At 42.9% G+C, this 13,523-nt stretch carries 14 protein-coding genes; 8 read left to right on the top strand and 6 right to left on the bottom strand.

What is annotated here, in order from left to right; all coding sequences use genetic code 11:
- Nucleotides 1-31 precede the first annotated feature (31 nt).
- The 4 genes from EW142_RS07430 to folD all read left to right on the top strand — a co-directional run bounded on the left by EW142_RS07430 (nt 32) and on the right by folD (nt 4,838).
- Entirely contained in the window at nt 32-1,786 is a 1,755-nt protein-coding gene (locus tag EW142_RS07430; RefSeq protein ID WP_130611850.1) for a hypothetical protein, read from the top strand.
- 192 nt (nt 1,787-1,978) lie between these two features.
- The gene (locus EW142_RS07425) at nt 1,979-2,449 is read left to right on the top strand and encodes a hypothetical protein (RefSeq protein ID WP_240740173.1); all 471 of its coding nucleotides are present in this window, start codon (nt 1,979-1,981) and stop codon (nt 2,447-2,449) included.
- Between the two features lie 130 nt (nt 2,450-2,579).
- The gene (gene ffh / locus EW142_RS07420) at nt 2,580-3,908 is read left to right on the top strand and encodes a signal recognition particle protein (protein ID WP_130611847.1); all 1,329 of its coding nucleotides are present in this window, start codon (nt 2,580-2,582) and stop codon (nt 3,906-3,908) included.
- Between the two features lie 42 nt (nt 3,909-3,950).
- Nucleotides 3,951-4,838: a bifunctional methylenetetrahydrofolate dehydrogenase/methenyltetrahydrofolate cyclohydrolase FolD gene (gene folD, locus EW142_RS07415; protein WP_130611844.1), complete on the top strand. Its 888-nt coding sequence runs from the start codon at nt 3,951-3,953 to the stop codon at nt 4,836-4,838.
- Here the strand turns inward: folD and EW142_RS16705 are convergent.
- Nucleotides 4,835-4,993 carry a hypothetical protein gene (locus EW142_RS16705; RefSeq protein ID WP_165395238.1) on the bottom strand — a complete coding sequence of 53 codons (159 nt, stop codon included), beginning with the start codon at nt 4,991-4,993 and terminating at the stop codon, nt 4,835-4,837. The genes folD and EW142_RS16705 overlap by 4 nt on opposite strands.
- Before the next feature lie 126 nt (nt 4,994-5,119).
- On the opposite strand from EW142_RS16705, the gene EW142_RS07410 reads away from it, so the two are divergent.
- From EW142_RS07410 to ahr, 3 genes are all read left to right on the top strand, one after another.
- Nucleotides 5,120-6,850, top strand: a complete 1,731-nt coding sequence (locus EW142_RS07410) for an alpha/beta hydrolase-fold protein (RefSeq protein WP_130611841.1) — start codon at nt 5,120-5,122, stop codon at nt 6,848-6,850.
- Nucleotides 6,851-6,855: 5 nt separating this feature from the next.
- The gene (locus EW142_RS07405; RefSeq protein WP_130611839.1) at nt 6,856-7,482 is read left to right on the top strand and encodes a DUF2306 domain-containing protein; all 627 of its coding nucleotides are present in this window, start codon (nt 6,856-6,858) and stop codon (nt 7,480-7,482) included.
- Between the two features lie 101 nt (nt 7,483-7,583).
- On the top strand, nt 7,584-8,588 hold the full coding sequence (gene ahr, locus EW142_RS07400) for an NADPH-dependent aldehyde reductase Ahr (protein WP_130611836.1): 1,005 nt from the start codon (nt 7,584-7,586) through the stop codon (nt 8,586-8,588).
- On the opposite strand, the gene EW142_RS07395 is transcribed toward ahr, so the two are convergent.
- Together EW142_RS07395 and EW142_RS07390 are read right to left on the bottom strand one after the other, a co-directional pair.
- A complete protein-coding gene (locus EW142_RS07395; protein WP_130611833.1) occupies nt 8,589-9,011 on the bottom strand; it encodes a VOC family protein in 423 nt (140 codons plus the stop codon).
- Between the two features lie 36 nt (nt 9,012-9,047).
- A complete protein-coding gene (locus EW142_RS07390; protein ID WP_130611830.1) occupies nt 9,048-9,887 on the bottom strand; it encodes an alpha/beta fold hydrolase in 840 nt (279 codons plus the stop codon).
- Between the two features lie 96 nt (nt 9,888-9,983).
- On the opposite strand from EW142_RS07390, the gene EW142_RS07385 reads away from it, so the two are divergent.
- Nucleotides 9,984-10,406 carry a winged helix-turn-helix transcriptional regulator gene (locus tag EW142_RS07385; RefSeq protein WP_130611827.1) on the top strand — a complete coding sequence of 141 codons (423 nt, stop codon included), beginning with the start codon at nt 9,984-9,986 and terminating at the stop codon, nt 10,404-10,406.
- Here EW142_RS07385 and EW142_RS16700 read toward each other — a convergent pair.
- The 3 genes from EW142_RS16700 to EW142_RS07370 form a co-directional block, all read right to left on the bottom strand.
- Complete coding sequence (locus tag EW142_RS16700) at nt 10,403-11,365, bottom strand: YybH family protein (protein WP_165395237.1); 963 nt, start codon at nt 11,363-11,365, stop codon at nt 10,403-10,405. The genes EW142_RS07385 and EW142_RS16700 overlap by 4 nt on opposite strands.
- 73 nt (nt 11,366-11,438) lie before the next feature.
- Nucleotides 11,439-11,987, bottom strand: coding sequence for a hypothetical protein (locus EW142_RS07375; protein ID WP_130611824.1), 549 nt, complete (start codon nt 11,985-11,987; stop codon nt 11,439-11,441).
- A 5-nt stretch (nt 11,988-11,992) separates the two neighbouring features.
- Entirely contained in the window at nt 11,993-13,507 is a 1,515-nt protein-coding gene (locus EW142_RS07370; RefSeq protein ID WP_130611822.1) for a helicase HerA-like domain-containing protein, read from the bottom strand.
- Nucleotides 13,508-13,523 lie beyond the last annotated feature (16 nt).

Below are 13,523 nucleotides of genomic sequence, written 5' to 3'. Positions count from 1 at the left end.
AGTGTATCACGACTAAAAAATCCAAATCGTTATGAAAAATCTTATAACAAAATTTGCACTTACCGGCCTTTTCGCTTTGGCCTTACTCTTTACCTCGTGTCAAGAGGAATTTGAAGAAGTTGGTGGAGACCAACAAGAAACTATTACAGCAAGCTCCACTACGGCTTCATTGATTAAGAAAACTTCGTCCAATGACGGTTCTTTTGACAACATCGTGGACAGCGCCAGCTGTTTTGCCGTTAACTTTCCTTATACCGTAAATGTTAACGGTGTTGAAATTACCATTGACTCTCGCGAAGATCTTCATGCCATTGAAGAAATCTTTGACGAAGTTGATGTTGATGATGATATTCTTGAAATTCTTTTCCCGATTACCATCACATTTGCTGATTTTACCGAATTGGTCATCGAAAATGCCGATCAATTGGAAGATCTTGCCGAAGGTTGTTTGGAAGGTGGAGACGATGACGATATTGAATGTATCGATTTTGTATACCCTATCACCCTTTTCACATTTGATATCAATGAGCAGCAAACAGGAGAGTTCAATATTACAAGTGATGAAGATCTTCGTAAGTTTTTTGACGGACTTGAGGATGATGATCTTGTAAGTATTCAATTCCCTGTGACCCTGAAAAAATTTGACGGTACTGAAATTGTTGTTGACAGCAATGCCGAATTGGCAATGGCCCTTGAGCAAGCTGAAGATGAGTGTGATGAAGATGACGACGACGATTATAATGATGACGATTTTGACGAAGAGCGTTTCGACTTTTGCTTGACCCAATGTCCTTGGGTAGTAAGAGAGGTTGTGCGTGACAATGTGGACCAAACGGACCAGTACTTCGAGTATGTAATGAACTTCACCGAAGACGGAGGAGTTACGGTAAAAGACCGGGAAGGAAATGTGTTGAACGGTACATGGAGTGCTAGGTTTACTGACAGAGGCCCGCTTCTTACCCTAGAGTTTGATGTTTTGGTTGACTTTAACCTGGAGTGGTTGGTATACGAAATCGGAGATCATACCATCAAGTTGTTTGCCGAAAACGGAAATAAGATCATCATGAGACAACATTGTCCAGACGATGATGGAGATGACGACCCTGACACCTTAAGAGAAATTTTGAAGGAATGTGAGTGGATCATCAAAAAGGTGAAAAACCAAGGTGAGGAAATTCGCAGACTACTTGGATATGAATTCAACTTCATGGCTGACGGTGTAGTTACCTTAAGTGATGGTATCACTACCATCGAAGGTACCTGGGAAGTAGGTCTAAACAACGAAGAAATACCTTCACTATTGATAGAAATGCCCGAGGACGGCGTAAGCTTCGACTGGCCACTACGCGACCTTGACGACCACCGATTGAAGTTCGAGGTTGAAGAGATAGGTTACGAGCTAGTTTTGTTGCGAGTATGTGACGACAGCGCTGACGATGGTGATATTCCAGAAATCAGAAATATTTTGTTCGGTGGTCCTTGGAACGTTGCCAGCTACACAGAAGATGGCATGGATATGACCGATAACTATACCGATATGGATTTCAATTTCTCTACCATGCACCAAGTTGAGGTTTCTGTAAATGATGACCCAATCGCTGCTGGACTTTGGAGAGTGCTGAGAGATGACGATGGTAACTTGAAATTCTTCTTGAATTTTGACAACGATGGAAGTTTGACCGAGCTTACCGATGACTGGTACATTAACGAAGTAGATGCCAATCGAATTGAATTGGTACACGAAGATGAAAACTCAACTGAAATTTTAGTTTTCGAAAAACCATAATCGATTTCCCCAATCATTTGGAAAAGGACGGCTCTCCCCAAGGCCGTCCTTTTCTTTGTTAAATGTTTCCCAAATAAAAACTTTCGAGTAGGGTAATTAAGGCTTGAATAGTTTTATATATGAGAGGGGAGTACCATGACCCCTTGTTGCTTGAGAACAGCAAAAATTGCTTTAACCCTAAAAGAAATGAAAATGAAACACTTTAAAAACCTATTTTTTTCTGCTTTGGTCATTTTTCTGGCTGCTTGTGACAACGACGACGATACGGTGACAACAGGCGACTTTGACAACACCGATGTCACGGCTCTTCGTGATGCTGCAATTGATGGAACCTGGCGCATCACCCAATTTATTGATGATGGAAGGGACGAAACGAGTGATTTTGATGGATTTACTTTCACTTTTAATGCCGATGGTAGCGTAGTTGCCGAAAATGGCACCTTAAGCTTCACTGGATCTTGGTTCATTAAGTTGGATGACAGCAGCCTTGACGATGACGACGATTCCGATGAGCTGGAATTTAATGTATCGTTTTCCTTATCCAACGATTTCGATGAATTAAGCGAAGATTGGTACGTAATTGAGTATAGTTCCAATAGCATTCGTCTCCTCGATGATGATGACGATGGTGAGGATGATTTCTTGACCTTAACCCGCGTGTAGTAACCAAAGTTTAGAGCAAAATATATACTAAGGGCACTATAAAGTGCCCTTTTTCTATTTGTGCCCATGCCAATTGTGCTTCCCACTGCTTATGCTTAACTTTGTGCTCCTTCAAAAATGACGAAAGCACATGTTTGATAATTTAAGTGATAAACTCGATAAGGCCTTACACGTCCTTAAAGGACATGGCCAAATTACCGAAATCAATGTAGCCGAAACCCTCAAGGAGGTTAGAAGGGCCTTACTTGATGCGGATGTCAACTTTAAAATAGCCAAAGAGTTCACCAATAGGGTGAAGGAACAGGCCATGGGGCAAAACGTATTGACCAACTTGCAACCCGGTCAGCTCATGGTAAAGATTGTAAAGGATGAGTTGACACAACTGATGGGAGGCGAGGCTGAAGGAATCAATCTTTCAGGAAACCCTTCGGTAATCTTAATGTCTGGTCTACAAGGTTCAGGTAAAACGACTTTCTCTGGCAAACTGGCCAACTATCTCAAAAAGAAAAAATCAAAAAATCCGCTTTTGGTGGCGGGTGACGTATATCGACCTGCCGCAATTGACCAATTGCACATTGTTGGCGAGCAAATAGGGGTTGAGGTATATTCCGATAAGGAAAACAACGACCCTGTGGCCATTGCCAAAGCAGGTGTGGCCCATGCAAAGAAAAATGGCAATAACGTGGTCATCATCGATACCGCTGGGCGTTTGGCAGTGGATGAGCAAATGATGACTGAAATTGCGAACATCCATAAAACCGTTAATCCACAAGAAACGCTGTTTGTTGTGGACTCCATGACCGGTCAGGATGCCGTGAACACCGCAAAGGCCTTCAATGATGTCTTGAATTTCGATGGAGTGATCCTTACCAAATTGGACGGTGATACCCGCGGGGGTGCGGCCATTTCCATTAAATCCGTTGTAAACAAACCCATTAAGTTCATCGGAACGGGTGAAAAGATGGACGCCATCGATGTGTTCTATCCCAATCGGATGGCAGACCGCATTTTGGGCATGGGTGATGTAGTTTCCTTGGTGGAGAGGGCACAGGAACAGTTCGACGAAGAGCAGGCCAGAAAAATTCAGAAGAAAATTGCCAAAAATAGGTTTGGCTTTGATGATTTCTTGAGTCAGATTCAGCAAATCAAGAAGATGGGGAACATGAAAGACCTAATGGGCATGATTCCCGGTGTTGGCAAAGCCATGAAAGGTCTGGATATCGATGATGACGCTTTCAAACACATTGAAGCAATTATTCATTCCATGACGCCGGACGAACGTTCCAATCCATCTAAGCTCAATGCGAGCAGAAAAAAACGAATAGCAGTGGGTAGCGGAAGGTCTATTCAAGAGGTCAACCAGCTATTAAAGCAATTCCAGCAAATGAGCAAAATGATGAAGATGATGCAAGGTGGCGGTGGAAAGAAGATGATGCAGATGATGCAAAATATGCGATAGAGCTACATAAAGTTAGATAACCACAATAAAAGACCAACCCTCATGAAAATTCTTGACGGAAGAAAAGTTTCCAATCAAATCAAGGAAGAAATTGCCATTGAAGTGGACCAAATGAAAGAAAGGGGAGAAAAAGTCCCTCATTTGGCAGCTGTTTTAGTAGGTAATGATGGGGCAAGTCTTACCTATGTCGGAAGCAAAGTGCGCTCCTGTAAAAAAATAGGATTTGAGTCTACGTTGATTCATCTTCCCGAGGATACATCCGAAGAAACCCTGTTGCAACAAGTGGCCAACCTCAATGCCAATGACGACATCGATGGGTATATCGTTCAACTTCCCCTTCCAAAGCATATCGATGAGCAAAAAGTTTTGATGGCGGTGCATCCAGATAAGGATGTGGATGGATTCCATCCCACAAACTTTGGAAAAATGGCCCTCGATATGGAGTCATTTATTCCAGCTACCCCCTTTGGAATAATGGAATTGCTTCGAAGATATGAGGTGGACACCGAAGGGAAGCACACTGTGGTAATTGGCAGAAGCCATATTGTGGGAAGGCCTATCAGTATTTTAATGAGCCAAAAAGGAAAGGCAGCCAATGCTACGGTAACATTGACGCATAGCCGTACCAAGGATATCAAATCCATGACCCTGCAAGCCGATATCATCGTTTCTGCCTTGGGTGTACCCAATTTCCTGAAGGCGGACATGGTCAAGAAAGATGTGGTAGTTATTGATGTGGGCATCACCCGCGTTCCTGACGAAACCCGTGAACGAGGCTACTACATTACAGGGGATGTAGATTTTGAAGCGGTCAAGGAAAAAGCTTCCTATATCACTCCTGTACCAGGAGGTGTGGGTCCCATGACCATTGCCATGCTGCTAAAAAATACATTATTGGCAAGGGAGAGACATAAGCAGAAAAACGCTTAGTTCCCCTTTTCTTCAGTACTTGAATTGGTGATTGCACTGGTTTCTTCCTCATTGGGGGTTATAATATCCAAGTCGCTGTCACCTTCATCGTTTGTACAACCGACCAAGGCAAGGGAGGATAGACTTACCGTAATCAAAAGCAATATAGTTTTCATGGTAACGTAATAAGTAGGTTATAGGGTAAAAACGTTGAAACCAAGTAGTTTCGTATGTTTTTTGAATTGGAATTTGATGACAACTCCGGCCAAAATCAGTATCTTTTTTCAACAAAACAACCCACCATGAAACACCTGTTCTTTTACTGCCTTTCCATTTCTCTTCTATTTTGCGCTTGTACTCCCTCGAAAAAATCCAATTTTGCCATTGAGGTTTCTTTTTCTGAAGCGGTTTCAAAAGAGGCCAAAGACGGTCGCCTTTTGCTGATGTTCTCAAGCAATGATGAAGAGGAGCCCCGCTTTCAAATCAAAGCAGGCCTTGATGCCCAGATCATCTATGGGATGGATGTAGAGAATATGCAACCTGCGGATACCAAGGTGTTCGATGACGAGGTATTCGGATTTCCTTATACCGATATGAAGGAAATTCCCCCCGGTGACTATCAGGTTCAGGCTTTGTTGCATGTGTATGAAACCTTCAACTTGTCAACCGGACATACCGTAAAATTACCTATGGATAATGGCGAGGGGCAAAAGTGGAACCGCTCCCCAGGAAACCTTTACAGCAAACCCTTTCAGGTTACGATAACTGAAAATGGTTTGACGAAGGTTCAGGTGGTTATGGACCAAAAAATTCCGTCTATTGAGGAACCGGAGGATACAGAATGGATAAAGCACGTGAAAATCAAATCAGAGAAACTCTCTGAGTTTTGGGGAAGGGATATGTATTTGGGAGCACATATTTTGCTTCCCAAGGGTTTTGATGAACATCCTGAAGCAGTATATCCCTTGATGATTTTTCATGGACATTTTCCTGATGATTTCGGCGGATTTCGAACCACACCCCCAGATCCTGATTTGGAACCGGAATATTCTGAACGTTTTGGTGTTGAAGGGTATAACATCGTCCAACAGCAAGAGGCCTATGATTTTTATACGCGATGGAACGAACCCGATTTTCCAAGATTTTTGATTATCGAAATACAGCATCCAACCCCATATTATGATGATTCCTATGCCGTAAACTCTGCAAGTCAAGGACCTTATGGTGATGCCATAACCCATGAGTTGATTCCGTATATCGAAAAAGAATTTAGGGGAATTGGTGAAGGCTGGTCCCGTTTTCTGTACGGGGGCTCCACAGGGGGCTGGGAGGCCTTGGCTGTACAAGTCAAATACCCGGATGAGTACAATGGTTGCTTTGCCGCTTGCCCCGACCCTATAGATTTTAGCGCTTACTGTCTTACGAATATTTACGATGATAAAAATGCCTATTATTACGAAAGTGAGCACAAGGAGTTTGAGGTGCCCGCCCATCGCGATTATTTGGGGCATGTTGATATCTCAGTGAAGGAATACAACCATTTGGAATTGGTATTGGGTACAAAATCCAGGTCGGGACAGCAGTGGGATATTTGGGAGGCCACCTATTCCCCACAGGGGGAAGATGGTTATCCACAAAGGATTTGGAACAAGATGACGGGAGATATCAATCCAGAAGTGGCTGAGTTTTGGAAAGAAAACTATGACCTAAAGCACATTTTAGAGCGTGACTGGGATAAATTGGGGGAGAAATTGCGTGGAAAGATTCATATCTATTGTGGGGATATGGACAATTATTATCTTAACAACGCTGTCTACTTGATGGAAGATTTTTTGGAGCAAACCCAAAATCCATATTACGAGGGTGAAGTGTTGTACGGGGATAGGGCAGAACATTGTTGGAATGGTGACCCCGCGTTGCCCAACCATATTAGCCGTTTGCGCTACAACAGTATGTATGTGCCCAAAATTATGGAACGGATTGCCAAGAGCGCTCCAACAGGGGCAGATTTGAAAAGCTGGCGGTATAAATAAAGATTATGGCAGGGAGAACTTCTAACAAAATTGCTTGGGTCGTATTTGCTTTTCTTGCTATTGGAGTGGGATTTTATCCAGGGTTGTATTTGTTGGCCGACGGTAAAATAGCGCTACTTCAAAGCAAAAGTGATGAATTGTTGTCCAGTACGATTTGGAACATAGGCTTTTATGGCCATATTACCTTTGGGGGACTGGCCTTGTTGAGTGGATGGTCGCAGTTCAGCAAGAAATTAAGGGCTAAAAACCTGAATTTGCACCGCAATCTTGGAAAATTCTATTCGCTTTCGGTGTTGATCAGTGGAACCTGTGCGGTGTATATAGGTTTTTTTGCTACCGGAGGCTGGATTACGTCCATGGGCTTCATCAGTTTAGGTGTCATTTGGTTGTACACCACTGGTAAAGCTTACTTGGCGATTAGGGTCAAAGACATTGCCGTACACCAGGCTATGATGATCTATAGCTACGCCGCTTGCTTCGCAGCAGTGACCTTAAGAATTTGGTTGCCACTATTGACCATTTTGTTCGGAGAATTTTTAATTGCCTATAAAATTGTAGCATGGTTGTGCTGGGTGCCCAACATAATATTCGCCTATTTTTGGGTAAGACGAAAAGGCTTGGTCATTGATTAAGTTCAGGAAGTCCTGTTAAGAATCGGAATAGGTTCATCCTGTCGCTGGGTTAGGCTCCAAATAATCCATAATTTTAAAAGAACACCAAAAAATCCAACACTATGAAAGTGCAAGCCTATGCAGCCAGCGAAGCTAATGGCAAGCTGGAAAAATTCAACTACGAACTTGGTAAAATTGGAAGTGAACATGTTGACATCAAAGTTCATTATTGTGGTGTATGCCATTCGGATCTGAGTATGTTGAACAACGAATGGGGTATGACCCAATTCCCCTTTGTGCCTGGGCATGAGGTGGTTGGTGAAATTGTGTCGATTGGGGAGGAGGTAAAAAACCTGAAGGTAGGTGACAAGGTAGGCCTGGGATGGTTCTCTGAATCTTGTATGCATTGCAACCAATGTATGGGCGGTAACCATAATCTGTGTCCAACCGCAGAACAGACCATAGTGGGAAGATATGGCGGATTTGCGGACTATGTCCGCTGCCATTGGTCATGGGCCACACCCTTGCCAGAGGGGATAGATATGGCAAAGGCGGGACCTTTGTTTTGTGGCGGAATCACTGTTTTTAACCCTATTATTCTTTCAGGGGTGAAACCTACCGATAAAGTTGGGGTAATCGGTATTGGAGGATTGGGACATATTGCCCTCAAGTTTTTAAAACATTGGGGATGTGAGGTGATTGCCTTTAGTTCCAACCCAGCTAAAAAAAAGCAAATTCTTGATATGGGAGCGGACAAAGTCATCAATTCCAGAGATCCACAAGAATTGGAAAGTATAGCAGGCACTCTTGATTTTATTCTCAATACTACCAATGTAAACCTAGATTGGAACGCTTATTTGATCACTTTGGCTCCAAAAGGAAAACTGCATAGCGTGGGTGTCGTACCAGACCCTATGCCCATTCCAGCGTTCACGCTAATTAGCGGGGAAAAATCTGTTGGAGGAAGTCCTCTTGGCAGTCCAGCGCTCACAAGAACAATGTTGGAGTTTTGTGTTCGGCATGATATCTACCCCATTGTTGAGGAATTCGCTTTGGAAAACGTAAATGAAGCCATGCAACATTTGGAAGAAGGAAAGGCTAGATTTCGAATTGTATTAAAGGTGTAATTACTTGGCAAATAACTGCCCCATGTCTTTAAATGCTTTAAACTCTAAGGCGTTGCCAGAGGGGTCCAAAAAGAACATTGTGGCCTGTTCTCCAACTTCCCCCTTAAATCGAACATAAGGTTCTATAATGAAATCTATCCCCTTGCTTTTCAGGTCCTCTGCAAAACCATGGAAGGTTTCCCAAGGCAATACCACACCGTAATGCGGCACCGGTACGTTTTTGCCATCTACCGCATTGGTATGCAAAGCCTCTTCACTTTTTGGCTTGTAATGGATGACCACTTGGTGACCAAATACATCAAAATCCACCCAATGGTTGCTGCTTCTTCCTTCCTCACATCCTAAAACTTCGCGATAAAAGGTTCGACATTCTTCCAGATTATGAACAGGAATGGCAACATGAAAAGGAGTCAAGGTTTTCATATCAATTACTTTTTTCGGAAAGTTACTTGATCTCCCTTAAGCTTCCAAAAATTGGATAATTTGATTGTTCACCTCCTCTTGATGCATGGAATGACCCAAACCTTCGGTACTGACAAGCTGACTGCCTTTCCAATTTTGGTGTACCTGTTCGGAAGCGTGATACGGAGCAATAAGATCTAATCGGTCATGGAACAAAAGGCCTTTTTTGGTGTTGGTGGCCACAAATTTGGAGGAGCTAAAGTCTTTGATCCGCATATCAAACTTACTTTGAATAAAGGCATCCAGCGCATTTAAAACCTTATCATTGAATCTTAGAAAGCCCTGATAATGGGTCATAATCTCATGGAATTCGGAAGGGGAACCAATAGTGACAATCTTTTGGATAAATTCATTTTGGTTTTTGAAATCATTGTAAAGTAAGGTCATGCCTCCTACTGAATGTCCCACCAAAAACTGCGGTTGGTGTTTTTCAATAAGGGCTTGCAAACATTCACTGTACAAGGGAACATAAAGTTGATGCCCGGTGGAATATCCATGTCCCGGTGCATCAAAGGCAATGATGTGGAAGTCTGCCTCCTGTAGTTTTTTTATCAGATTCCTCCAGCGGAAGCTATTGCTTTCCCAGCCGTGAACGAGCATCACTGTAGGTTTGCTGCCTTGCCATTCGTAGACCTGGATTTGATGTCCTGCAGCTGCTTCCACCTCCTTTTTTGCGGCCTCCAAGAAGGGTTTTTGCTGTTCGGTAACCCGACCCTTACGTATTTTACAAAAGGTGTTGAAGGCTTTTTGTGCAGTCCTCTTTGTATCGAAAACCACCAAAAGATTAAAATATTTCCCGTAGATCCGTGGAATAATTTTGGTCAGTAGTTTTTTCATTTGGTTACTTTTTGTAACTTACTCTATAAAAGAGATTAAAAATACATATTCCTTTTTAAAAAATTCATAGTAACCCACATCAAATCAGGTAGAAAAATGGATACCGTTGCTGAAAATCAAAAGGTTAGGATAACCAAAAAATTAGAAAAAATGTTTGGGCATATCGATTACAAGAACCCTCCCGAACTTTGCCCAGTTCGAGATGTGATGTCCGTAGCTTCCGATCAGTGGAGTGTTTTGATTATTCTTTGGCTGGCCTACTTCGAGACCTTACGTTTTAATAAGCTGAAAAAGTACGTTTATGGTATCTCTAACAAGGTGCTGAGCCAACGTTTAAAGGTACTTGAAGCGGATGGGTATATTTCCCGACAAGCTTTTGCCGAAGTGCCGATACGAGTAGAATATACCTTGACGGAGTTTGGTCATTCTTACGTGGAAAAACTATTGGAGCTTACGGAGTGGATGCAATTGAACAGCCCAAAAGTATTGGCCAACCGGGAACGATATGGGCTGTACTAGTTTCTGACGCGATTCCAGATGTCCAAATACATACGCCAATTCCCATCTTCCTTTTTCCATATGACCACATACTTGCCTTTCCATTCAGAAATCTGTCCTTCTTTATTTTGACTTTTGCCTTGATAATACCCGTAGTCATGGGCATAATCTCCAAAAAACTTGATTTCTTCAGGAACTATTTCATGGTGAAGCACCTTGGAACCCGAGCCCTGAATCCACCATTTTTTTATGGCTTCCCGTCCTGATATAATGGGTGCACCATTTGGAAATATTTTGGCATCAGCGGTGTAACTATGGGCCACGGTTTCAAAATCAGCGGCCATGTATGCTTCTGAAAATTTTCGGACCGCCTCCAGGATGGCTTTTTTATCTTTTTCCTGCCCTTTATTTTGCTTTCCCTTGGAACAATCAATCTTCCAAGTGGGGAATACAATGGATTCGTCGGTATTCACCCATTCTCCAAGCCATTTGAAGCCCTGTTCATCGATTTCGTAAAAGGTGAGCCTATAAAACCCATCCATGCCGTTAGGGGCCCGTTGCTCTCTGTAGAGGACAATGTTCCCATCTTTTCCTTTATTGCCCTCCCAAGTTGGAAGGGACGGGGAGGAACGCGGATAGCTGTAGTAATGCACAAACCAACGGGTACTATCAGGGATGAACTGGCGTATGCTGCCTGAGTAAGTACCATCTTTCTTGAGGGTTTCATCTTGAATGCCCATTCCGTTCATGATGTATTTAAACCTCCATACCATATCCACGGGCTCTGCCCAGGTTTGGTCGGCATTCCGTGTTTGGGATTGACATTCACATTCACCTATCATCGGAGCAAAATCCAACAAAGCTTCTGGTGCTTTTGGATTGGGAAGTCCAAAAGGATGTTCCGGGGAAGGTTCGTACTCAAATTGAGCACTCAACAACAAAGGCAAAAGCAAACATGAAAGAAGATTGGCAATTTTCATTGGTTGGGTTTTGCCAATAAATTAGTAAAAATCAACCCGCCCAAGGGTCTCTTTGACTATTAATTAACAGAACTTAGTCCCATCCAATCATCAAATATTTCACTTTGGCATTATCCGGGATTTGGACTTCCTCGATATTGGACGCCGTGTAGCGTAAACTTGGTGGTAAATCACCTTTGTCAATTGTAAAGTAAAGGTTACTTGCTTTTGGGAAAACGACAATACTGTTCAGCGTGGTCACGATTTTCTTAATGGCATACTGCTGCTTAATATCCCTAAAGGTGCTTTGCAGACCAATCCCTTTTTCTGAAGTATAACGGTTATCAAAAACTCTTATATTTTCAACGCGTTGAACGCTGTCTTGGCTGGGGGTAAGCGTTAGCAGATGTTTTCCCCCTCGCTCATATACCTTGATTTTTCTGGTTTTTGAACCGACTTTCGTACGAAACGTGTCCCTCACTATCGAATCCTCAACAAAAATAGTTTCAAGTTCATTAAGGGTAGTGGATTTCTGCAGGGGTCCTACGCTGTCTTCCGCAATAAGAAAGCTGGTGTCCCTTTGTTCACAAGAAGCCAATGCCGTAAGAACGACAATTCCTAAAATTCCTAGTACTCTTTTCATTCTATTTATCGGATTACCTTTTTCAAAACACCCAAAACACCTCGAATAAAGGTTGCGCTTGTTAGCACCTTTACCACGGGGTTCATTCGTGTGCTCTTTCGCCGGGTTGAAGTTCTGCGCGACGAGGTGGTTTTTCGTTCTTTTTCTTTTTCAGCCTCTTTCTGTGCTTTTTCTATCTTTTCATTGAGCACTTCATAGGCACTTTCCCGGTCAATATCTTCATTGTATTTTTTGACCAGTTTCGATGTGTTGATGACTTCCTTCAATTCTGAATCGGTAAGAACATCCATTCTACTCATAGGAGCCCGAAGTAAGGTTGCAGCCAATGGTGTGGGTCGTCCTTTTTCATCCAAGGCCGAAATAAGCGCTTCTCCAATTCCCAGTGAGGTCAAAACCTCTTTGGTATCGTAAAATTCAGAATCAGGATAGTTTTCAGCCGTAAGTTTTATGGCTTTCCGGTCCTTGGCGGTGAACGCCCTTAAGGCGTGCTGTACCTTAAGTCCAAGTTGTGCTAGAACATCATCGGGAACATCGGTAGGGTTTTGGGTCACAAAATACAAACCAATTCCCTTGGAGCGAATTAATTTGACAATACTCTCAATTTGGTCCAACAAAGCTTTGGAGGCTTCCTTAAAAATCAAATGGGCCTCATCAATGAACAAAATAAGCTCGGGTCGGTCACTGTCGCCTTGCTCCGGGAAGGTAGCGTAAATTTCTGCTAAAAGGCTAAGCATAAAAGTGGAAAAGAGCTTGGGCCTATCTTGAATATCGGTCAATCGGATGATATTGATGTATCCTCTGCCATTTTCATCGATTCGTACCAAATCTTCCACATCGAAAGATGTCTCTCCGAAGAACAGCTCAGCACCCTGTTGCTCCAATTCGATGATTTTTCGAAGAATGGTACCTGTTGAACTGGTAGAAATTCGTCCATATTGGGCTTGAAATTCTTTTTTGCCCTCACCTGTAGCATATTGCAATACCTTTTTGAAGTCTTTTAGGTCGAGGAGCGGAAGTTTGTTATCGTCACAGTATTTAAAAACCACGGCCACAATACCTTCTTGGGTAACGGTCAAATCTAAGATTCGGCTCAGCAAAACAGGACCAAATTCAGAAACTGTGGCTCGTAATCGTACACCATCCTGTTCAGAAAGCGTAAGAATCTCAACGGGAAATCCGCTGGGCTTAAATGGGATGCCTATTTTTTCGTGGCGTTCGTCGATTTTCGGATGGCCTGGGCTCGGTTGTGCAATCCCACTAAGATCACCTTTGAGGTCCATCAATAATACGGGAATTCCCTTATCAGATAAATTTTCAGCAATAACCTGAAGGGTTTTGGTCTTTCCGGTACCGGTGGCCCCAGCAATCAGGCCGTGACGATTCAAAGTTTTCAAAGGAACTTTTACCAAAGCGTTCTTCACCGTTTCGCCATCCAACATACCCGCACCCATGGTAATGAAATCTCCTTTGGTCGTATAGCCCTCTTCAATATGCTGAAAGAATTTTTCCGTATCCGCCATGCTATTCATTTTGCGA

The sequence above is a fragment of the Flagellimonas allohymeniacidonis genome (genome assembly GCF_004296335.1).
Taxonomy (GTDB): domain Bacteria; phylum Bacteroidota; class Bacteroidia; order Flavobacteriales; family Flavobacteriaceae; genus Flagellimonas; species Flagellimonas allohymeniacidonis.
The sequence above is the reverse complement of the archived record's forward strand: the minus strand, read 5'-3'. Positions and strand labels throughout refer to the sequence as shown.

Coding starts and splice junctions, on each gene's coding strand:
- EW142_RS07430 (WP_130611850.1), top strand. CDS start 32: ATGAAAAATCTTATAACAAAATTTGCACTTACCGGCCTTTTCGCTTTG.
- EW142_RS07425 (WP_240740173.1), top strand. CDS start 1,979: ATGAAACACTTTAAAAACCTATTTTTTTCTGCTTTGGTCATTTTTCTG.
- ffh (WP_130611847.1), top strand. CDS start 2,580: ATGTTTGATAATTTAAGTGATAAACTCGATAAGGCCTTACACGTCCTT.
- folD (WP_130611844.1), top strand. CDS start 3,951: ATGAAAATTCTTGACGGAAGAAAAGTTTCCAATCAAATCAAGGAAGAA.
- EW142_RS16705 (WP_165395238.1), bottom strand. CDS start 4,993: ATGAAAACTATATTGCTTTTGATTACGGTAAGTCTATCCTCCCTTGCC.
- EW142_RS07410 (WP_130611841.1), top strand. CDS start 5,120: ATGAAACACCTGTTCTTTTACTGCCTTTCCATTTCTCTTCTATTTTGC.
- EW142_RS07405 (WP_130611839.1), top strand. CDS start 6,856: ATGGCAGGGAGAACTTCTAACAAAATTGCTTGGGTCGTATTTGCTTTT.
- ahr (WP_130611836.1), top strand. CDS start 7,584: ATGAAAGTGCAAGCCTATGCAGCCAGCGAAGCTAATGGCAAGCTGGAA.
- EW142_RS07395 (WP_130611833.1), bottom strand. CDS start 9,011: ATGAAAACCTTGACTCCTTTTCATGTTGCCATTCCTGTTCATAATCTG.
- EW142_RS07390 (WP_130611830.1), bottom strand. CDS start 9,887: ATGAAAAAACTACTGACCAAAATTATTCCACGGATCTACGGGAAATAT.
- EW142_RS07385 (WP_130611827.1), top strand. CDS start 9,984: ATGGATACCGTTGCTGAAAATCAAAAGGTTAGGATAACCAAAAAATTA.
- EW142_RS16700 (WP_165395237.1), bottom strand. CDS start 11,365: ATGAAAATTGCCAATCTTCTTTCATGTTTGCTTTTGCCTTTGTTGTTG.
- EW142_RS07375 (WP_130611824.1), bottom strand. CDS start 11,987: ATGAAAAGAGTACTAGGAATTTTAGGAATTGTCGTTCTTACGGCATTG.
- EW142_RS07370 (WP_130611822.1), bottom strand. CDS start 13,507: ATGGCGGATACGGAAAAATTCTTTCAGCATATTGAAGAGGGCTATACG.